Here is a 21,225-nt window from a genome sequence, read left to right as displayed (position 1 = left end):
ACGAATGACAAATGACGAATGACAAATGACAAATGACCAATGACAAATGACAAATGACCAATGACAAATGACCAATGACAAATGACAAATGACAAATGACATTTCTTATGTTTTGACGGCAACAGTTAAACTACAAGAGATGTCAGGCTTGCCCAATCTTGAGGCTTTAAGAATACTTCGTATAACTCGGCTTCTGGGGTGTTTGGTTCGGGTTGATAGCCGTATTCCCAACGCACTAACGGAGGTAAAGACATCAAAATCGACTCGGTGCGTCCGTTAGTTTGCAATCCGAAAATCGTGCCGCGATCGTAAACTAAATTGAATTCAACGTAGCGTCCGCGCCGATATAATTGAAAATTACGTTGGCGATCGCTATACTCCATTGACTGCCGCCGCTTGACAATTGGCGTGTAAGCAGGTAGAAAAGCTTTACCGCAATCTTGTGCGAATGCAAATAATTCTTCCCAATTGCGGGTTGCTGGGATGCCAACGCGATCGCTGTTATATGCGGCTGTTCCTTTGGGATCGGGGCCTCGATAAAGCTGACCTTGACCGTCCTGATAGTCAAAAAAGATGCCGCCAATGCCGCGCATTTCTTGACGGTGTTTGAGATAAAAATACTCGTCGCACCAAGGTTTAAACACTGGATAATATTCGGGATCGTGCGCGTCACAAGCTTGTTTTAATGTGTAATGAAAATGAGCTGCATCTTCAGCAAACGGATAGTAAGGCGTTAAATCGATGCCGCCGCCAAACCACCAAACCGGGCCAGCTTCAAAGTAGCGGTAGTTGAGATGAACCGTTGGCACGTAAGGATTGCGCGGATGCAATACCATTGAAGTTCCGGTGGCATAAAACTTATGTCCATTAGCCTCTGGACGTTGTGCCAAGATTGAAGGCGGTAAATGAGAACCCCAGACTTCAGAGAAATTAACTCCACCTTGCTCGAATACTGCACCGTCGCGGATGACGCGCGATCGCCCGCCACCTCCTTCGGCTCGTTCCCATGCATCTTCAGCAAACGTGCCTCCGCCATCTAGCTGTTGCAAACCCTGACAGATTTCGTCTTGCAGCTGTCGCATGAACTGGCTCACCCTAGTCTTGGCATCAACTGGGGGTAGAGGTTTGGATTGAGTTGCTGGAGGAGTTAAAGTAGTGTTCATGAGCAATACCTATTTTTCCTATTTACTAATAGCGAACATTTGAGGAAAAGAGAAAGTTCATTTTTGCAGGTCGATGCATTAAAGGTGCAGGTCAGTGCATTCAAGGTGCAGGTCGATGCATTCAAGGTACAGGTCAATGCATTCAAGGTGCAGGTCGATGCATTCAAGGTGCAGGTCGATGCATTCAAGGTGCAGGTCGATGCATTCAAGGTACAGGTCGATGCATTCAAGGTGCAGGTCGATGCATTCAAGGTGCAGGTCGATGCATTAAACCTCTTGCACGAATGTTTGAAATTAATAATTTTAATTTCACGCAGAGGCGCTCAAATGCAGAGAGTAACGATAATTTTAAGTAGGTAGACACAATTATTTAGGAGACGCATTTCGACTTCGCTCAATGCTCGACAGCCAGAATAGAAGAGGGTTGAGCGCAGTCGAAACCCGGTAATCTCAAGTTAGGTTTAATTTAGTTCTTCTACTTATCTGTTTAGAAGTTCATAATCTGATTTATGCATTAAAAACAGAGAAGTTTCTCAAAAACTTACTGCGCTAACACAGGCAAAAACTTGCGAATTAATCCGATTATTACTTCCGGCACTTCCAGTTCTGGATTCAACCCTACATTTTCTAATTCGATAAATGCTTGAATTGCTTGTGGATTTAGATTTGCAAGGCGACGCCCTACATCCGGCCCTGTAAACTTCGCTTGGTTTCCCCAAATAAAGATGGTAGGCGTTGTCAATCTTGGAATGTATTCTGATAGATCGAAGGATGAGCTACCTTGTAAAAATGACAGGGCAGCATACTCGGCATTTGGCTGCTGCGCCGATTGCACAAAAGCTTCTACAATTTCGGGAGAAAGACGATTGGGTTGAGCAAAAACTCGCTCAAAAAAGTCACGAATGCCAAAGCTGCTGACTTGTCCTGCATAAAGAACGCGATCGAGAATAGGAACACTGGCAATTTGAGCGAAAAAACTATTGCTATAGTATTGCCTAAAGTCTTTAATGCCTGACGGAAGCGTAAGAATGAGCGATCTAAAGAGGTCGGGACGTTTGACTGCGGCTCGGATCGCAAATGCTCCAGTTAGGGAAGAAGCAATTATTGTTACAGGGGCTTGGCACGTCTTCTCGATGAACTCAATTAGCATTGCGATGTAGTCGGCTGGGAGATAATTTTGTTCAAGACGATCCGATCGCCCCCAGCCAATCAAGTCGGGTGCCAACACTCTATAATCTCCTGCAAATGCTGGATACACCTTCGACCACCCGTAGGCAGATGCTCCACCTCCAATACCGTGGAAGAATATCAAAGTTTCGCCCTCGCCCATTCCATCAGTTGCCCAAAGTTCGCCTTGGTTAGTGTAATAGGCCATCTTCCCCAAGCTAATTAAAACGGAGCGTTGCACAAAACCGAGTGGAATGAACATGATAAATTCCTCCTCTAGACGAACGACATGAAATCAAAACTAGAAAGTTTAATTGCCAAGTTTTGCTAACCAACGGGCTGCATCTTTGGCGTGATAGGTGAGAATCAAGTCAGCGCCAGCCCGTTTAAAACCAGTCAATGTTTCCATTACCACCCGTTCTTCCTCAATCCAACCGTTGAGGGCAGCAGCTTTAACCATCGAGTATTCGCCAGAAACGTTGTAAGCAGCAACGGGTAGATTGCTTGCTTCCTTGACGCGCCAGATAATATCCATGTAGGCCAAGGCTGGCTTGACCATTAACATATCTGCACCTTCGGTAATGTCGAGTTCGATTTCTTTTAAGGCTTCACGACCGTTACCAAAGTCCATTTGGTAGGTTCTGCGATCGCCAAATTGTGGTGTAGACTCGGCAGCATCTCGGAAAGGCCCGTAGTAAGCCGAAGCATACTTAGCAGCATAGGACAGAATCGGCGTATCTTGGAAACCAGCTTCATCTAAACCCGAACGAATGGCTTGCACGAAACCATCCATCATTCCCGAAGGCGCGATGATATCTACGCCAGCTTTGACTTGCGAAACTGCCGTTTTTTTCAGCAATTCCAGTGTCGGATCGTTGAGAACGCGCCCGGTTAAATCACCTACTTCTAAATAACCGCAGTGTCCGTGAGTAGTGTATTCGCACAGACAGGTATCGGCAATGACGATTAATTCTGGGACTGCTTGTTTGACGGCGGTGGCAGCTTGCTGCACGATGCCGCAATCGTGCCAACCGCCCGTTGCGTCTAAATCCTTGTCTTCAGGAATGCCAAATAAAATAATAGCTGGAATGCCGAGGTCGTAGACTTCCTTCGCTTCTTCCACGATTTTGTCTACAGAAAGTTGGTAAACTCTTGGCATGGATTTAATTTCATTGGCGATCGCTTCACCCGGTACGGCAAAAAGCGGGTAAATTAGATCGCTGGTTGTCAGTACATTTTCGCGCACCATCCGCCGCAATTGGGGATGGCTTCTCAGCCGACGCGGGCGATGAATTGGAAACATAGTATTAAAAAGGGTAAAGGGTAAAGGGTAAGGGGTAAAGGGGAAAGCGGCGAGCGAAAAAATCTTTTCCCTTTTAATTTTTCTGTTTCCCCCCTGTTACTTAGTTGCAAGCCCTTAACTGCGGTGGACTGTCTGGAAAATTTCAGTCAAAATCTCTGTTGCTCCTTGTTGCCGCAAGTTATGAGCTAATTGAATACCTAAATTTTCTGCTTCGCTAGCAGTACCCGTAACAGAATCTTTGACTAGACGTTTGCCATCGACGCTGGCGACTAATCCTGTTAATGTAAGATTATTGTCATCGAGTTGCGTATTAACACCGATTGGTACTTGGCAACCGCCTTCTAGTTCTCGCAAGAAAGCACGTTCGGCTAAAACGCGATCGCGGGTGGGAACGTGTTCGATTGCTTTGAGTAATGACAGTACTTGCAAATCCTCAGCGCGGCATTCAATCCCTAATGCTCCCTGTCCGACGGCATAAAGAGAAAGTTCGGTGGGCAGAATTTGATGAATGCGATCGCTCATTCCCAATCGTTGCAATCCTGCTGCTGCCAAAATCAGCGCATCGTATTCTCCATCATCCAGCTTTGCCAAGCGCGTGTTTAAGTTGCCGCGCACGTCCTTAAAAGTAAAGTGGGGGAAGTGATAACGCAATTGTGCAAGGCGGCGCAGGGAAGAAGTGCCGATGACTGTGCCTTCTGGCAGGGTATCGATTTGCTTATCTTTGTGTTTTTCATGCACAACTAAAGCATCTGCCGGATTTTCCCGTTCTGTTACGGCTGCTAACGCTAACCCCTCTGGCAAACAAGTCGGCAGATCCTTGAGAGAGTGAACTGCAAAGTCAATCTCCTGGTTGAGCATTCCTAATTCGAGTTCTTTGGTGAATAGTCCCTTATCGCCAATCTTGGCTAACGCCACATCCAAGATGTTATCGCCTTGGGTAGACATAGTGTGGACTTCAAAGGAAATATCGGGAAAGTGCTTTTGGAGTTGTTCTCGAACCCAGTAAGTTTGCACGAGTGCGAGTTGGCTTTTCCGAGAACCGATGCGGATGGTGCGAACCGGAGTCGAGATGTGAGATGAAGCGGGTTGAACTGAAGTCATAACTTTTAGTTGAGATCGTTTGACGAGTAGCTGAGTTGTTTGACTGTCTCGAAAAAGAAAGCAACATTCTCTTCGGGAGTGTTCTGTAAAATCCCGTGACCGAGATTGAGGATGTGCTTTTGGTTCCCCGCTTTGCGAATCGTGTCGAGAATGCGATCGCGGATCAGCTCTTTAGTACCAAACAACACGCACGGATCGATATTTCCTTGGACTCCAATATTTGCTCCGAGTCGCTGCCGCGCTACTGCCATATCTACAGTCCAGTCTACGCTAATGATATCAACACCCGATTGCGCCATTAACTCTAGAATTCCAGCACTGTTGTTGATATACAAAATCAGGGGTGTATCCGGGTGCGTTGCCTTAACCTGTTGCACGACTCGTTGCAGGTAAGGTAGGGAAAACGTTTGGAAATCTTCAGGGCTGAGTTGTCCCGCCCAAGAGTCAAACAGTTGCACGACTTGGGCACCGGCATCAATTTGGTAACGGGCGTAAACTGCGATCGCATCTGCCAGTTTCCCTAAGAATTGATGCAGCATTGCAGGTTCGCAAAAAGCCATCTTCTTAATAATGGCGTAGTCTTTCGAGCTTTTACCTTCAATTGCATAAGCAGCTAATGTCCAAGGTGCGCCCACAAACCCCAAAACGGTAGCTTGAGTGTTAACTTCTTGGCGTAGCGTCCTCAGAATTTGCTGCACGAAGGGTAAAGAAGCTTCGGGTTCGAGGGCAGTCAGCGCCTCAATTTGTGCTGGCGTGCGGATTGGTCGCTCGAATATCGGCCCTTTACTTTCAAGAATATCAAACGAGATACCCATACCAGGCAACGGCGTGAGGATATCTGAGAACATAATCACCCCGTCGGGTTGGAAGGCATGGAAAGGTTGCAGCGAGATTTCCACGGCTAGATCGGGGTTTTCGGAGCGATCGCGAAACGAAGGATACTTCTGACGCAAATCTCGATAAACTTTCATGTAGCGACCTGCTTGGCGCATCACCCATACTGGAGGGCGATCGAGTACCTCACCTCGCGCAGCTTGCAGTAACGTATAATTTCCCATGTATTTCTCCCTGGATTTAATAATTGTCATTTCAAGACCGAGTATGCACAATTGCCTTCAAAAATTTGTCATTGGCAACAAATAATCCAATCTTGTGGGGCTGTCAACTTCAGCTTAAACGCTTGTCCCACATACGCTTTACCCCCCTTAATCCCCCCTTATAAAGGGGGAAAAAGAAATCCAGTTCCCTCCCCTTGTAAAGGGGAGGGTTAGAGTGGGGTGACACCAATGCATCTTGCCCGCCCTAGTTATGCAAACTCTAAATTTAGTTCTTCAATAAAACAGAAGAAGGTTGGATTAAATTTCCGTTCGAGTTGTTTGATGGGTTTCGATCGGGTTTCATACCCCATCCCATCGCCAAACATTTTTGCCGAAGTTTGCGATAAGCAATAGATAAGTTATCGCAAGGAACGTGAACTTCGTCTGACAACTTATCTGGGACTGCCATCGGATATTCAGACTCCACAACTCCCTTATCTTCCATCACAACTTTGTAAGCTGCCCGTTGAAAGATGCCATCGGCCCAAGGGAAAGTTAAAAAACTGCGGAACTGAATTCGCTTAGTAATGGTGGTGCGATCGTCAATAGGAACGTGAACAGTAAAATTAACTAGCTTGCCACGACCGAAGTCAACCACTAAGCGCGTGATATTGGGCATATAAAAGCCCAGAGTCACCTTCACATTGGCTTTCAATGGGCGAAAGACAAAGGCGAAAATGTCTTTGGCTTTGGTATAATCTCGGACATTAACTTTAGCGTGACCTTCCCACTCCCCGATATTCAGCTCGTAATCTTCCATTTTTTGCTCTAATGCAAACCCATTCCCGAAGGACTTAGAATGAATAATAGATACGTGAGACATATCCATATCATTCTCTAGCGTGCGGGTGTAGTGAGCGTTCAGTTCATATTCAAAGAAAATTTTCTGTAGCCTTGGGTCTTCAAATTCTGGCAATGGTGGGATTGGCGGACGTTCTTGTTCTGGTAAATCACCATAAAATAGCCAGATAAAACCGTATTTTTCCTGTATTGGATAGCTATCTACACGAGCATTTTTGGGAATAGGGATTCCGGGTTGATTAGCAGGAATGTTAATACATCTTCCATCTGCTTGAAACTTCCAGGCATGATAGGGACAATAGACACAATCATCTTTTACCCAACCGAGAGATAAGGCAGCGCCACGATGGGGACACCGATCTTGTAAAGCGATTAGTTGTCCTTTAGTGTTACGGTAGAAGACAAATTTCTGATTTAATATCCGAACTTGCTTGGGCTTTGTGGTAACGGCGGCGCTGAACTCACAAGCGTACCAGAAGTTTTTTAACATGCTTGCTTCCTGCTATTGCTATTAAGAATCATGGATTTTATTAAGTTACGCTTTGAGCAATAACTTCTTCAACTTTTGCATGGACTTCAATACTTTCAAGTCTCATTTGAGTAACATTGATGTTTTTTGCTGCTATCTCTACGGTGCTGATTGATAAAGAGGATGTTTGGGCAACAACATTAGATTGCACCTCTGCCGTATCTAGATTAAACAACACTTGTAGAACCTGGAGGACAAGACGTTGAGCTTCCAAATCTCGCTGCGTCCGCAATTGCACCATTGGTTCGTGGAGAATTTTGTTGATAATCCTTTGAGTTAGGGCTTCGACGGCTTCTTGATGTTTTTTAGCAAAATCAGACCCCATACGCGACAAAGCTTTTTCTAACTCTTGTTCGCGAATTTTTTCCATTTTGTCTCGCAAACAGCTAATAATGGAAACAGTTTCTCGCGATCGCAACCAAGTTTGAAATGCTTCTAAATCCTCTTGGATTAATGCTTGCGCCTCTATTGCCATTTGCCTGCGACTTTCTTGATTCTGGGCAACAACGGTTTTTAAATCATCAACATTAAACACCCGAACGTGAGGCAACTCATTAACGTCGGCATCAACGTTACGAGGCACTGAAATATCAACCAGCATCAAAGGCTGTTCGGGTTGCAATGCAGCTTTGAGTTTGGCTCTATCAAGCAAGGGTTCAACTGAAGCAGTGCTAGTAAAAACTAAATCTGAAGCTGCCACTAATGACATCAATTCAGCAAGCGGATAATATTGCACTCCAACATCACTAAATTGATTCGCCAATTCCTCGGCGCGTTCGACGGAACGATTGACAATGGAAATTTGAGTTGCGCCTTTAGCGATGAGATGTTGTACCAGTCGCCGAGCCATGTTACCAGCGCCGACAATTGTCACTCGACAAGCCGATAACTTCTCTACTTTGATTTGGGCTAATTCTACTGCCGCAGAGCTAACCGAAACCGCACCCGTACCAATTGATGTCTGCGTTCTCACCCGCTTTGCAGTGGTAACAGCTTGCTTGAACAACTGATTGAGGATGCGTTCGCCTTGATTGTGTTGCTGAACTAATTGGTAGGCGTGTTTAACTTGAGCCAGAATTTGTCCTTCTCCCAACACCAAGCTATCTAAACCAGAAGCAACTTGCATCAAATGTTTAACAGCATCTTGCTGTAGCAGAGTAAACAAGTATTGATGTAAGTCTGAAAAAGGCAGTTTACTGTACTCGCAAAGAAACTCCGTCACCTCAGCAGCTGCTCGGTCTATCTTGTTGACAACTACGTAAATTTCTAAACGATTGCAAGTGCTAAGAATAGCAGCTTCTTCAATGTGAGAGTATTTACACAGTTGGGCGATCGCGTTTTCAATTTGCTCCTCTGGAATACTCAGTTTTTCCCGAATTTCAACTGGAGCTGTTTTATGACTAAGACCTACAAGTGCAATATTCATGTTTCCTCTTTTGAAGTTTGTCCTCTTCTAGAGCCTCGGTCAAGTAATATGGATGGTGAATTAGAGTTGATTTTAAACAAGATGATTGAGAAGTGACTTATACTGCGATCGCAGATTTTGTAGCAACTTCCTTAACAAATTGGTTTTTCGGTTGGGCAATCTGTTCGTATTCAAAAAAGCCAGAGTTAAATGTTCCTTTGGGATCGTATTTCCTTTTAATTTCATTAACTTTTGGCCAGTAATCGCCAAATTGGCTTTGCCACTGTTGAATAGTAAAATCTATCCAGCAAGTTAAATATCTTTTTCCACCCATTTCTAAACTCAGATTACTCAGTTTTTTCAATTCAGCCAAGATGGGTTGAACTTGCGATTTTGGAATGCTGGGATAAATTCCAAACCCAATAATCAGTTCTTCCTCTTGCGGTAAACGAAACATCGGCTTGGTGTTATTGCGATTTACCAAGCAAAAGCAGCCCATCTGCGCTTTACTAATATCGAGAAAAGAAGGCAACTGTTTGAGAGCCGTTTCGATGTAATTTTTAGCAGATGAGGCCGGAAGAAAAACATCCATCCAAGGGTGAGCGATATCCTTGCTATCTACTTGAATCATCGGTTCGATGAATTTTTCAAATCCCAAGTCTTCAGTATGGATATGACGGTAAAAATTTAAGCCAGCAAAGATTTCTTTATCATCAATAGCATCAGGAGAATTTGCTTCAACGGTAATTCGTAACGTGTAAAACCATTGAATCAAAGGTTGCATTATTCCTGTTGCTCTGGATACTCCTTGCAAACAGGGAACTGGGAAAGATACGAGATGATCTACTCTTTGTTCGGTTACTAAAATCCGTTTGTCATGCAAAAGAGCATCTAGGTTGTCATAGAACAGTAAATAAGTGCGAGTTTGAGAGGGGAAAATTCTAAGTTTGTGCTGAATTTGGGTAATAATTCCAAACTGACCGTAACCGCAAAGTACGTGATTAAAAAGTTCGCTGTTTTCTTCAGGCGAACACCAGAGAATCTCGCCTTCTGCGGTTACAACTTCTACACCAAGACAATTATCAGCTTGATTTCCATAAAGAAAAGAGGCTGCACCTATACCACCCGCAGAATGAGTTCCTCCTACAGAAACACCAAAATAATTGGTTAATACAGGAGGAACTAAACCATCAGGAATACAAGCATCGATTACTTGATTCCAAAAAGTCCCCGCATCAGCTTTAAACCAAAGTTGCTCTTTTTGGATATCTCGAATTTTATCGAGATTTCTCAGATTTAAAACGATTCCATCTTGGTTTAAAGACTGACCGCCTAAGGAATGTCCCGCAGCACGTGAAGAAATTACTAATCCTTTTTGAGCGGCATATTTAACAGTTTGGGCAATATCGTTAGCGTTTTGAGGAGTGACAACAACTTGAGGAGACTTTTGGAATATACCACCAAAATCTTGAGAAACTTCTGTCAAAATTTCTGAAGCGTTGCTGACTTCACCTGCAATCAAATGCTTGAGGTCTTGAATGATGCCATTCATAAAAATTACGATCCTTTAGAAAGAGACGTTTTTAAAAGATTTATCCCAATCTGCAAGATTTTAGGAGTCAAGCGAATCAAATCGAGAATATGAGAGAATAAGTTGGGTGATTTTTGTGGCTTTACTTCTAACCCTTTGACAGGTCTTTCATACTTGAACATACAAACGCAGTCACCATCTGCCTGTTTACTAATAATTGCGGCTTTCATCCCAGGAAATGCTCTCCTGGTTGCTTCTTGTTCCATCTCACAAATAACTCGGCAAGGACTTTCAAGCCCATATTCTTTGGCAATTGTCAGAACCGGACAAACTCGTTGAATTTCTAGTGCAGCATCTTTTCCTGGTTGGGAAATATCTACAACTTGCATTTTGAAGCCCATGATCCGAAAGATCGGAATTGCATCGGTAAAGCCTTTGGCTATGGTGGTATTGTCAATGAAAGCACCCATGAACGCCTTTTGATGAGCGGGGTAGGCTAACATCATTTGTTCAAAAGCTCCATCTTCTCCAATTTCATCTGCCAGCTTTTTGTAGGCTGCAAATCGATTCCTAAACATACTCACTGCTTTGGAAGAATCCATTTGCATCACATCATTCATGGTAATGTCGCCAATACCTATAACGTTGTCCATTGGCACTTCTCCGTATTTTTTTACTAATTTGAATGACTTGGAAAAACGAGGTAATCAATGGGCGATCGCTGCTATATTGGAGATAGCGATCGCCATCAACTCTTTTGCTCATAAATTATTCCGATTGACTACATAAACTTGTCAATCAAATCTTTGGTATCCTGCTCAAAGATGGAGTTTATTATCCTGACTAATTCAGGGCTAGCATGTCCTTGGTGATTCAGGACTAGCATGAATAGAACTCCATAAGTATAGTAAAACGAGCGTCAACGCTAGATATCTGCTAAAAAACATACACAGGAATACAATGTCAACTTCCCGCAGCTGTTCAATGGAGAAATAACTCAACCATTGAACTGGTAAAAATTTGGTAATTTCAGTTTTGAAATTGACGACTTCAGTTGAGTTATACCTACGAAATGATTTGTTAATTTTTAGCCAAATACTTGTCGGCAATTTTTCCATAAACACCTTGTTACTTCCTGTTTAGAGGCTATCTCTAAATAAATGTGAAGAGTAAAATTTAGGCGCTTCTTATACCATTTCACTCAATTTTCGATCCAAATTACTTTTCTTATTTCCCTGCAATCTGTATCAATCTTCAGGTGAAACGGCATTAGGATTTGGGTAGCCATGTTTTCAAATCTGCTGTTAACGCCTTTACCAAGAAGGGGAAAAGGGGGAAAGGGCACAAATAAAGAACTTTTCTCCACAAGGTATAGAGCAAGTGTTTTTAAATAGGTCGAACAAAAAAGAAGATTGAGCAGACACGTAGTGCGTTCGCCCTTGGCGTCTCGCAGAGAGAAAAATCAGTGTCTATATTTGAAACCCCTGCTTTTAAAAGGGCAGGAGTTTCCTTTCCCCTTTCCCCTTTACCCCTTTCCCTTTCTTCATACCCACTCTTGGGGATTTCTCAGTACCTCCAGAAGTTTTGCCTCTTCGCTATCAGCAGCGGGTTGGTCGTTATAGTTCCAAAACGCTTCTCCAGGCATACAATTGAGGACGCTTTGCGTACTTACAATCCCACTTGTTAGTCCAAATCGAACACCTCTATCATGCAGGAGAATAAATTCGGCATAACGTCCGCGTCTGATGCGCTGCCAATATTTTTGCTCTTCCGTAAACTCCATATCCTTACGTTGTTTGACAATCGGAAAATAGGCAGGAATGAAAGCTTCAGAACAAGTTTTTACAAAGGAAAGTAGAGTTTCGGCATCGGAATGTTGTAAATTGTCAAAGAAAATTCCACCTACACCTCTACACTCACTGCGATGAGGAAGATAAAAGTATTCATCACACCACTTTTTCAAGCGTGGATAGAGTTCTGCATCGTGCTGGTCGCAAGCTGCTTTATGTACTTGATGAAAATGAACTGCGTCTTCTTCAAATAAGTAAATTGGTGTTAAATCACCTCCACCGCCAAACCACCAAGAACCAAGTTCAGTACCATCACCCAATTGAAAGTACCGATAGTTAACGTGTGCTGTCGGCACCATTGGATTATATGCATTAATCACAACACTGGTACTCGTAGCGAAGAAAGAAGTACCTTTTTCATCTGGGGTTATAGTTGTTGGGTCAGCCATCACAACATCCGATCCTCGAAAGGTGACACCAGGAGGTAACTCACCCTGCATTGATACGTAGTTGATACCTACTTTTTCAAATACATTACCGTTCCGCAGCGACTTGTCGATATAGATAGCACCGTTACTGTTTTCACCTTGTACCCATTGCCCTATTTCATCTCTTGTCCAGCGTTGTTCGTGAAGTTTACTTCCATCTATTTCCTCAATAGCTTCGCAAACATTATCGAACATATCTAACAAAAAACTTTCAACTCTATTACTAATTGGTGGTTGCTTGACTGCTGGATTTTCAAGAATTTGAACCATGACGATGACCTCGTTGTGACTAAATAATTATTTCCGAAGAAATTTTGGAATCTATAAAAATTGGCAGTTACTTCTCAAGTTGTCAGCTTGGAGTTTCATTGATTAAGTATGTTTGCTTTGTAGCAAAATCTGGAAAGAAAAGAGCTAGCCTTTCGCGTTAATTACTTTTAGGTTTCGCATTACCTAAATCTTTTCGTAATCTATTTTTTTCCGTTAGCCAAATTTTTACTAGTGAAGATTTAGAATTTTAGGAAAATTATAAAGAAATTATTAAGAAGTAATTGCCTAGTTGGCAGAAGAAAAACAGGATAACTTCAATAACCGTAACTAGTCACACTTAAAATCAATTGTTTGGTAAAATTTTAACTTAACTAAACAATAAGTTATTTTTAGCTAATTTTTAACTTAAACATAATCAATATGTCATTCTTTAGATAGAAGACAAAACATTGTTACCGATGATTTACGCTTGTACTAATTTTTTCGCTTTTTCAATATTTAGGAAATTCCAGAAAATAAAATATACAATTTGCTAGAATAATAATCATTTAAACAGGCGAGATACACTGTATTTTTGGTAAATAGACCTGCCTTGAAAATAGGGACTGGAGACTAGGAAAGTAATTAGTGAAAATTATTCAATATAAAAATAGCTCTAAAACAAACATACCGTAAGGAGTCATGCTTGTTTTTGGGTAAAATCATGGTCATCATTTACCGTTAGCACTTGATTTATACCACCACGAGTAAATGAGCCAATATTAACTTAAATGTAAAATACCTGATTTATCTAAAGCTTATTTTCTTGATGTCCTATAGCTAATTGCTCAAAAACTACGTCACTTTCTTTCGGGTACTTTTTTGAGGTTGCATTTTAGCAGTTTTCTTGAGGCAATATCCTAAATCATTTAACTTGACACGAATTGTTTCTGAAGTTGGCAATTCTCGATCGCTATAACCAAACTTTTCAATTAACTGATGTCTCACTTCACCAGCAGAAAGGCTTGTATACACTCGTTCGCCTTTAAAATCTGGGTCTAGTTGCCTTTGTGAATCGGCAATTTTTTTGATATCTTCTAAAAGATTTGGTAGTTTTGCTTCTGCTTTACTACGTCCTCTATTTCGATAGTTATCCACGCAAGTAATACTAGTAGTTAATTCTTTAATTCCTTTACTAATAGTTACGCGATTCCATCCTAACTCTCGCTCCGCTAGAGATTGTCCTCCGTGTCCTAATGCCACTACTGTTTGTGCTATAAATTTACGTTTGTCTGCACCTTTTAATTGCCGTGCGGTTTCCTTCAATAACTTTTTCAGTGAATCCGTTAATTGTATAGGCATCTCTGTTCACCCAAAAATCCAATCATCATTGAATTTACTACAAAAAGGGAGGGAGAGATTAGCGATCGCCAGTCTCTCCCTGTTTTTTCAGAATGATTATTATATTTGTATATTTTATTTTCTGGAATTTCTAGAAAAATACTTGTAGTGTTGTTACTACTAAATAACTTTTTTCTTAACTTCACTAGTCTTTACTGGTGAAATTTTTCAGAAAACTTACCCTAGATCACAAAGGACTTTTGAACTTTCGTTTTTGTAACCTGGATGTATAAGGAGGAGCAAGAGGCATATACGGTGATTAAAGGTAGTATGCCGAAAGCGCTTAAGTTTCGGTTTAAAGCGCTCTGTGCACAATATGGATTAAAGATGAGTGAAGTCTTGGAAGTATTAATTAGCGAATGGGTAAAGGCTGATGGGCCAACTTCTTCTTTCACGACTGACACCTTAGATGAAGACCGAGACAATATCACGCATATCAAGGCATACATTCCCTCGTCTCTGAAGATACAATTTAAAGTTCTTTGTGCCCAAAGAGAGGTTATGCAACGCTTTATCCTCTACAACCTTATTCGTGAATGGGTAGAAACAACCCATGAAAGAAATTTGCCATGAATCTATTATTTCGTTCAACTAACATCGACAAACCTAACAAAAGTAAGGAATTAAGTCTAAAGAGCAGTAATCCCTTTATCCAACTGATATTTAACAGGGACACTATATCTGAGACTCGCAAGCTTCTAGATAGAGCTATAGTATCTGCTGCCAAAGATACATTACCAAACTGCAAGCCACCTGCCTTAACTCCCTCTCATTGGATCTGGCAACTTGCCGCTTCCTACCATTTAACTCACTCTACTGGGCTATTAATGGAAGAAGCAGCTCGGCGCTTTGCTAGATTGGGACGCTGGAGTTTAGCACAGTGGGCAGCAGAAAAAGCTCGTGAAGAACAAGGTCACGATCGCCTCGCCTTGCTTGATATTCAGTCGATGGGATATGATGCGGAAGCTGTAGTAAAAACACTTGTCTCTCCGAGTGCTATGGCTTTGCTGAGTTTCTTCACTCAGAGCGTACAAGCAGCAGATCCAATTAGTTGCGTTGGGTATTGCTATACGATGGAACGTCTAGCAATGAATATTAAAGCAGAGCATATCCAACTGGTGGAAGCGATACTACCACCTAATACCTATGCTACTCGCTGCCTGCGAATGCACAGTTGTTTAGGTAGTGACGTAAAGCATGTGGAGGAGACAGTTCAAATAGTGGCAGCACTAACTTCAGAGGAGCGCACTAACATAACTGTCGCTTGCTATGAAACTGCACTGTTGTACTTCAACTCGCTTAAGGAGAAGTATATACCAGAAGTGGAATTACAGCAGATATTGAATCAGTTCAAATTAGACGCTTGTAGTAAGAATAATTCTATTCCTGAATACATTTGCTAATGCAAATATCGCTAAACAATGATTAATTTGTTGGCGTTGCAGAGAAAGCGGGATGATTTAGTATAAAATCTCTTTGCCTGCTTCCCCTGTACAAAAACTGCTTGCCAGAATTTATCCATTTGTTGTAGAACGCCAATTTGTTTAACCAATTCTTAATCACATACTTCAAACAACCTGAGGAAAATACAATGAACGTCGCAATCACAAGCATTGGACAGCAACTTTTCGGCTGGAAATCTTTCGGCTACTTCTTGAAGCACAACTTCAAGACTTGGTTTCAAATTCCAAATGACGACGAAATTGAACTGGAAGACTTTTTGAAAGATCAATTCGACCAAGGACTATTTTTTAATATTCCTTCCTCTTTCTAAGCTCTCGTAAGAGTTAAGATCGAGCGTATTTTGTCAATCAGTCAAAATACTCTCTAGGCCTCAGTAGAGCGAAAATAGCGACCGCTTGGGCGCGGGCATTCCGCGCCATCACTCAATTATTAAAGCAAATAATATATAAGTTTTTCATCTTATTTAGGTGATTATCTAATTTCAGAGCGTCACCTCAATAATTACTAGATGTTAACGCACTATTTACAGTTTTTTAACCTCTCTTTATACAACCATAGCTATATTGCGATTGGTAAGTTTTACTGAATTTCTGTAACTTTAACAGAGACAATTGTAGTTTGTTTAAACAAATAAATAGTAACAAATGAAGAAGTCTGATTTTCTCAGGGCTATTCTACCTATTGCTGTACCAACAGCAATATCTTTCACTCTGCTTAATTATCTACAAAAGCCACTAACAGCACAACCCTCAAGCGTTCATCTAAGAATGGGCAATCCTAGTAATGCTGGCAGTAGTTACAGTAATCTTTTGTTGAGCAAATCTCAATACGCAGTTTCTTACAATTGCTATAGAGGGACACCAAATTGGGTAAGTTGGCAGCTAAACACATCATGGCTAGGAAGCGCACCTCGCCAAGATGATTTTCGTGCAGATACTACATTACCTTCAAGCTGCTACCGAGTCACTTCTTCCGATTACACTGGTAGCGGTTTTGATAGGGGACACATGACTGCTTCAGCAGATAGGACAAATACAGTTACCAATAACTCTGCTACTTTTTTAATGACGAATATAATTCCTCAGTCACCTGATAATAATCAGGGGCCTTGGGCTGCACTAGAAAATTATTCTAGAGACTTAGTAAACCAGGGGAAAGAACTCTATATTATTTCAGGCTCCTATGGCACTGGTGGAACTGGGTCGAATGGAACAAAAAACACAATTGCTAATGGTAACGTTACAGTTCCAACTAGAACGTGGAAGGTTATTGTAGTATTAAATTCATCACATTCTGATGCTAGCAGCGTTACTAATAACACAAGAGTAATTGCAGTGAATATGCCTAATTCACAGGGAATTAGAAATAATAACTGGACAAACTACAGAGTTAGTGTTGATTCCATTGAAACAAACACTGGTTACAATTTGCTCTCTCATGTTTCTTCGTCTGTTCAAAGTGTAATTGAGTCTAGAGTTGACAATTTGTAAGGATACTTACTTCACTTAAAACTTAAAGCCTATCTGCAAATTATAGATAGGCTGATGTTTGATTCGTTAGGTTTCTACAACTTTTGTCGAAATTCCGCCTAAATCTTTATCTGAAGTTTTACCAACAATATAGACATCAATACTGATCGTACCTATGCAATAAACCTTGATATTAGTGAGGCAATCTCTTAGTTTTTTGACAAGTGATTTAAACTTTGGCACATTTTGTCGTTGTATTTCATCGTGCCATTCTTTTTCTTGGGCACAGTTCCGAAAAAAATAATCTAGTTCTACTTCTTCAACTGATGTTTCTTGAGGATGTCCTGTTAACTGGAGAAGTTTTTGATTTGTCAAAGGTTCTTGCGCTTGATTAGACCACAAAAAAGCTTCAAAAGGATACTCTGATTCACTTATCATTAACAAACCATCAAAGGCTTGTTTAAGTTTTTCCGTAATCTCGTTAGTCATAAAATTTATTTATGGTTATGAGCATTGATTTTTGAGTTAGATAATTGACAAAGACTGTCTAGAAAACATCATCTCACAACTTCCCGGAATCGCTCTCTTGCATTCCTTCGGAGATGAAATCACTCAAATACTACTGTTCTATTCCCATATACTAATACACGATTTTGTAAATGCGATCGCACTGCTCTTGCTAATACAATTCTCTCCAAATCTTTACCTTTTCTCACCAAATCATCAACTTCATCACGGTGACTTACTCGCACTACATCTTGTTCAATAATTGGGCCTGCATCTAAATCAGCAGTAGCATAATGAGCAGTTGCACCAATAATTTTTACCCCACGTTCAAAAGCTCGGTGATAGGGATTTGCTCCGATAAAAGCTGGTAAAAATGAGTGATGTATATTAATAATTTGTGGGAATTGATTAATAAAATCTGCACTAACAATCTGCATATATTTCGCCAATACAACTAAATCTATTTTGTACTGGCGGAGTAATTCTAGTTGTTGGGCTTCTTGTTCTGATTTATTATCTTTAGTAATGGGAATGTGCTGAAAGTCAATATTAAATTGTTCTGCCACTACCTTTAAATTAGAATGATTACTAATAATCAAAGGAATTTCAGCAACAAATTCTTTAGCACGTTGTCGCCAAATTAAATCAAATAGACAATGGTCTTGCCGACTTACCCAAATAGCAATGCGTGGTACTGTATCAGAAAAACGTAATTCCCATTTAGCACCTAAAGGTTGGGCGATCGCATTAAATGCCGGGGCAATAAATTCTCGCGGTAAATTGAACCCATCTAATTGCCATTCAATGCGGGTAAGGAATAACCCAGCAGCAAAATCTGTGTGCTGATCTGCATGAATAATATTACCACCGTTAGAATAGATGAAATTGGCAAATTTCGCCACCAGTCCCCTTCGATCGGGGCAGGAAATCAGCAATGTTGCTGTGGGATTTGTCATAGTAACTTAGAAAAACTAGTCAGATTTGAAGTAGAGTAGCACAGATGTGCTAACCCATTGTGCGTTACCGAAACATACCACAGAAACCGTAATTGCTTATTTACTATTTGTCGGAGTTGGTAAAGGGGTGCTGAGTCCAGGTAGCTTCTGACTATTATCTACAGGTTGTTTCCACTCTGATAGTTCTCGATTTACGGCATTTGCAAAATCTGTAGATACTAACAGCACATTTATATTTCCATCGGGTTTAGCAGTAGGGTCAGCTTGAGCATACAATAAACGACCGTTAAAGTTAGATTTACCCAAAATCAACTGATGGCTTTGTCGGTTTTTCAGGGTAATATTAATAGTTGCTTGGGGTGGATCTAAGGCAAATTCTCCAAGCTCTTTTGCTGAAGTTGATAAAGTACGCTCGCTATTACCCTTGACCAACAAATCCATTAAATAAGAAACAATAGCATCATTTGCTGGCCCCGATATTGGAGATTTGATTAACCACTTGGGTTTACTAGAAGATTCAGGGTTACGTTCCAGATTCAGGGTGAGTTTTTTTGTCTTGACTGTCAAAGACTGCACATCATCTTCTCCAAAAGAGAAAATTTTCTGCTTTTGCTCCTTGATTTCTTCGCGCACAGTTGCACCTCGAATTTCATGGAAGTAAACAAAACCACCTAAACCCAGCGCTAGCAATATCAAAATTAAAGTCGTTCGTGGCAATTTCATTTTTTAGTCATTTGTCACTTGTACTGAGCGAAGCCGTTGGCGCAGCCTCTCGTAGAGAAGTATTTGTCATTGGTAAAGAGTTAATATTTATAACTCCTAACTCTTGTACAGACGCGATTAATCGCGTCTCTTCTTACCGTCGTTTCCACCAAATAATAACTGCGATCGCAAACCCAATTAAGGGTAAAACTAACAGAGATGACAATATTAAAAGATTAGCTTGTGTGGTTGTCAGGGTTATTCGCCGATTTTTCGGTTCTTTGGGACGAATGGAAAGGGGTTGCTGATCTTGTTGACTCAGCCAAGTAACTGAGTTGAGGAATACATCTCCATTTAATTGCTGTTGAAACAAACCATCAGTGGCAAAATCGGAATTTCCTAAAACTACTAACCGGGACTCGGTAGCTGTTTGAGATGAGGCAGCAGGGGAAGGAGGGGCAGGGGAGGCAGAGGGGGCAGGGGAGGCAGGGGAGGTAGGGGGAGTGGGAGAAGTCTTGCTTTGAGTAGTTGGTGATGGTAAGGGTAAGGCTTGCGGAGTCTTGGAAGAAGGGGAAGGAGTCGGGCTAGTCTTGCTTTGAGTTGTTGGCGATGGTAGAGGTGAAGGTGTGGGTGCAGCTTGGGGAGTGGAAGTAGATTTGGGTGTTTGTTTTCTTGTTAAAGCAACGCCCAAGGTTAAAGGGCCTTTGAGGTCTTTATCTGCATTAAACTCTAATTTTTCGCTTTGGAGGTCGCTTTCTGCCCAACTGCTAGGGTAGGGTTTGGTTCGTAACAGTGGAGTAGCCTGAACACCAGGCACAGAGGTAATTTCCAGTGGTCGCGCAATCGGATAAAAAGAATTGCCGTTACCGAAATCTTTGGTAATCGGATGTTGTCCATATTCTGTGACTAAGGGCGCAGCAGGGCCAAGTCCCACAACGCTTTCGCCAGAGACATCGACTGCTAAACGATTATCCAGACGAACACCCCACTCTTGTAGCAAGCTATTAAGTTTGGGATCGGTATTCGGATCGATCATCAGCAGTAAGTTACCGCCGCGATTAAGGTAGTCTTGCAAAGCTTTGACTTCACCCTCAAACAGCCCTCGTTTGGGGCCAGCTACTATCACTACAGCCGCATCTTGAGGAACTTTGGAAGTTTCTCCTAAATTCAGGGGTGATGTTGTGAAATTTTTGTCGCCTAATCCTTGAACTGCTTGTGATATTGCATCTTTACCAGGCGAAAGTTGGCGTTCGCCATGACCTTGGAGGAAGTAAACTTTAGCTGTGGTTGAATTTGTTAGTTGTTGCAGGCGACTAGTTAATCTAATTTCTGACAATCGCTCATTTTCATTTATTGTTTGTACTAATTGCCGTTTATCGCCAGATTCTAAATAAACTTCTCCATAATCTTTGACGCCAAACTTTTCTGCAAGTCCTGGTCTAGCTTGGGGGTCGATATACTCGTATTTAAATTTTGAGCTTTGGCGTTGATAATTTTCTAGTAGTTCTCTATCTTGGGGATTTTGGTTAATATCAAATACCCATACTTTCACTGGCTGTGGTAAAACCCTTACTAATTCACGTGATTGGGGTGCGAGGGTAAATAATTGAGCCTCTGTTAAGTCTGCTCGTAAGTGATAGCGAGTTCCCAAAAAGTTAATCAATCCCAAAATTGCTAATATTGCCAGAGTTGCCACTAGGGCATTAGTCCCAGCTTGGGTAGAACGACGATTCCACCAGTTACTCTGGTAGCTTTGCCATATTATCCCTAACCCACTAATAACAATTCCTGTAATCAGAAATACTAATGGAATTAGTCCCCACTGGTCAGAGACTAACCCAGCTGTTAAACCGACAGTAATTAGGAATGGGCCTAACCAAAACAGATATTTCCACAGTTTCTTTTTTGCAAGTATCTTCATATTATTAGACTGAAATTAGGAATTAAAAGTTAGGAGTTAGGAGTTAGGAGTTAGGAGTTAGGAGTTATTGACTCTCTGATACTATTATTCCTTTGTTACCTTCTCTAAGAGACGCTGTGCGGATACCTCCTTTTCAGTTGGTTTTTTCATTACTTTGCTTAAGTCCTGATGACTTTTAACT

At 41.5% G+C, this 21,225-nt stretch carries 20 protein-coding genes and 1 pseudogene; 5 read left to right on the top strand and 16 right to left on the bottom strand.

Annotated elements, in window-relative coordinates:
- Positions 1-125 precede the first annotated feature (125 nt).
- Positions 126-1,163, bottom strand: coding sequence for an oxygen-dependent coproporphyrinogen oxidase (gene hemF / locus NSTC731_RS06520; protein ID WP_445630095.1), 1,038 nt, complete (start codon positions 1,161-1,163; stop codon positions 126-128).
- A 63-nt stretch (positions 1,164-1,226) separates the two neighbouring features.
- On the opposite strand from hemF (NSTC731_RS06520), the gene NSTC731_RS06515 reads away from it, so the two are divergent.
- The gene (locus tag NSTC731_RS06515; RefSeq protein WP_445630094.1) at positions 1,227-1,523 is read left to right on the top strand and encodes a hypothetical protein; all 297 of its coding nucleotides are present in this window, start codon (positions 1,227-1,229) and stop codon (positions 1,521-1,523) included.
- Positions 1,524-1,704: 181 nt separating this feature from the next.
- Here the strand turns inward: NSTC731_RS06515 and NSTC731_RS06510 are convergent, their stop codons facing one another.
- The 11 genes and pseudogenes from NSTC731_RS06510 to NSTC731_RS06460 all read right to left on the bottom strand — a co-directional run.
- On the bottom strand, positions 1,705-2,592 hold the full coding sequence (locus NSTC731_RS06510) for an alpha/beta fold hydrolase (protein ID WP_445630093.1): 888 nt from the start codon (positions 2,590-2,592) through the stop codon (positions 1,705-1,707).
- A gap of 48 nt (positions 2,593-2,640) precedes the next feature.
- Positions 2,641-3,633: a porphobilinogen synthase gene (hemB, locus tag NSTC731_RS06505; RefSeq protein WP_445630092.1), complete on the bottom strand. Its 993-nt coding sequence runs from the start codon at positions 3,631-3,633 to the stop codon at positions 2,641-2,643.
- 114 nt (positions 3,634-3,747) lie between these two features.
- Positions 3,748-4,734 carry a hydroxymethylbilane synthase gene (hemC, locus tag NSTC731_RS06500; RefSeq protein WP_445630091.1) on the bottom strand — a complete coding sequence of 329 codons (987 nt, stop codon included), beginning with the start codon at positions 4,732-4,734 and terminating at the stop codon, positions 3,748-3,750.
- Between the two features lie 5 nt (positions 4,735-4,739).
- Positions 4,740-5,792, bottom strand: coding sequence for a uroporphyrinogen decarboxylase (gene hemE, locus NSTC731_RS06495; protein ID WP_445630090.1), 1,053 nt, complete (start codon positions 5,790-5,792; stop codon positions 4,740-4,742).
- A gap of 265 nt (positions 5,793-6,057) precedes the next feature.
- A complete protein-coding gene (locus NSTC731_RS06490) occupies positions 6,058-7,122 on the bottom strand; it encodes an aromatic ring-hydroxylating dioxygenase subunit alpha (protein ID WP_445630089.1) in 1,065 nt (354 codons plus the stop codon).
- Between the two features lie 40 nt (positions 7,123-7,162).
- Entirely contained in the window at positions 7,163-8,587 is a 1,425-nt protein-coding gene (locus tag NSTC731_RS06485; protein WP_445630088.1) for a glutamyl-tRNA reductase, read from the bottom strand.
- A gap of 97 nt (positions 8,588-8,684) precedes the next feature.
- Positions 8,685-10,118: an FAD-binding protein gene (locus tag NSTC731_RS06480; RefSeq protein WP_445630087.1), complete on the bottom strand. Its 1,434-nt coding sequence runs from the start codon at positions 10,116-10,118 to the stop codon at positions 8,685-8,687.
- Between the two features lie 5 nt (positions 10,119-10,123).
- The gene (locus NSTC731_RS06475) at positions 10,124-10,750 is read right to left on the bottom strand and encodes an L-2-amino-thiazoline-4-carboxylic acid hydrolase (protein ID WP_445630086.1); all 627 of its coding nucleotides are present in this window, start codon (positions 10,748-10,750) and stop codon (positions 10,124-10,126) included.
- Entirely contained in the window at positions 10,710-10,862 is a 153-nt protein-coding gene (locus NSTC731_RS06470; protein WP_445630085.1) for a hypothetical protein, read from the bottom strand. Before NSTC731_RS06470 ends, NSTC731_RS06475 begins: the two co-directional genes overlap by 41 nt.
- Before the next feature lie 778 nt (positions 10,863-11,640).
- Positions 11,641-12,645, bottom strand: coding sequence for an oxygen-dependent coproporphyrinogen oxidase (gene hemF / locus NSTC731_RS06465; RefSeq protein WP_445630084.1), 1,005 nt, complete (start codon positions 12,643-12,645; stop codon positions 11,641-11,643).
- 641 nt (positions 12,646-13,286) lie between these two features.
- Positions 13,287-13,980: pseudogene (locus NSTC731_RS06460) on the bottom strand (ISAzo13-like element transposase-related protein); the annotation flags it as partial.
- A 372-nt stretch (positions 13,981-14,352) separates the two neighbouring features.
- Here NSTC731_RS06460 and NSTC731_RS06455 point away from each other — a divergent pair.
- The 4 genes from NSTC731_RS06455 to NSTC731_RS06440 all read left to right on the top strand — a co-directional run bounded on the left by NSTC731_RS06455 (position 14,353) and on the right by NSTC731_RS06440 (position 16,979).
- Entirely contained in the window at positions 14,353-14,598 is a 246-nt protein-coding gene (locus tag NSTC731_RS06455; RefSeq protein ID WP_445630083.1) for a hypothetical protein, read from the top strand.
- Positions 14,595-15,428 carry a hypothetical protein gene (locus NSTC731_RS06450; protein WP_445630082.1) on the top strand — a complete coding sequence of 278 codons (834 nt, stop codon included), beginning with the start codon at positions 14,595-14,597 and terminating at the stop codon, positions 15,426-15,428. The genes NSTC731_RS06455 and NSTC731_RS06450 overlap by 4 nt, the downstream gene beginning before the upstream one ends.
- A 188-nt stretch (positions 15,429-15,616) precedes the next feature.
- On the top strand, positions 15,617-15,799 hold the full coding sequence (locus NSTC731_RS06445; protein ID WP_445630081.1) for a hypothetical protein: 183 nt from the start codon (positions 15,617-15,619) through the stop codon (positions 15,797-15,799).
- Between the two features lie 334 nt (positions 15,800-16,133).
- Entirely contained in the window at positions 16,134-16,979 is an 846-nt protein-coding gene (locus NSTC731_RS06440) for a DNA/RNA non-specific endonuclease (RefSeq protein ID WP_445630080.1), read from the top strand.
- 66 nt (positions 16,980-17,045) lie between these two features.
- Here the strand turns inward: NSTC731_RS06440 and NSTC731_RS06435 are convergent, their stop codons facing one another.
- The 4 genes from NSTC731_RS06435 to NSTC731_RS06420 all read right to left on the bottom strand — a co-directional run bounded on the left by NSTC731_RS06435 (position 17,046) and on the right by NSTC731_RS06420 (position 21,044).
- Positions 17,046-17,447 (bottom strand): nuclease A inhibitor family protein, encoded by a 402-nt coding sequence (locus NSTC731_RS06435; protein ID WP_445630079.1) that lies wholly within the window; start codon positions 17,445-17,447, stop codon positions 17,046-17,048.
- Between the two features lie 119 nt (positions 17,448-17,566).
- Positions 17,567-18,421: a formyltetrahydrofolate deformylase gene (purU, locus tag NSTC731_RS06430; RefSeq protein WP_445630078.1), complete on the bottom strand. Its 855-nt coding sequence runs from the start codon at positions 18,419-18,421 to the stop codon at positions 17,567-17,569.
- 96 nt (positions 18,422-18,517) lie between these two features.
- The gene (locus tag NSTC731_RS06425; protein ID WP_445630077.1) at positions 18,518-19,144 is read right to left on the bottom strand and encodes a DUF4340 domain-containing protein; all 627 of its coding nucleotides are present in this window, start codon (positions 19,142-19,144) and stop codon (positions 18,518-18,520) included.
- 133 nt (positions 19,145-19,277) lie between these two features.
- Entirely contained in the window at positions 19,278-21,044 is a 1,767-nt protein-coding gene (locus tag NSTC731_RS06420) for a GldG family protein (protein WP_445630076.1), read from the bottom strand.
- Between the last annotated feature and the right edge of the window lie 181 nt (positions 21,045-21,225).

This window comes from Nostoc sp. DSM 114167 (assembly GCF_052692655.1).
Note: the sequence above shows the minus strand (reverse complement) of the source record. Positions and strands in the feature narration are given on the sequence as shown.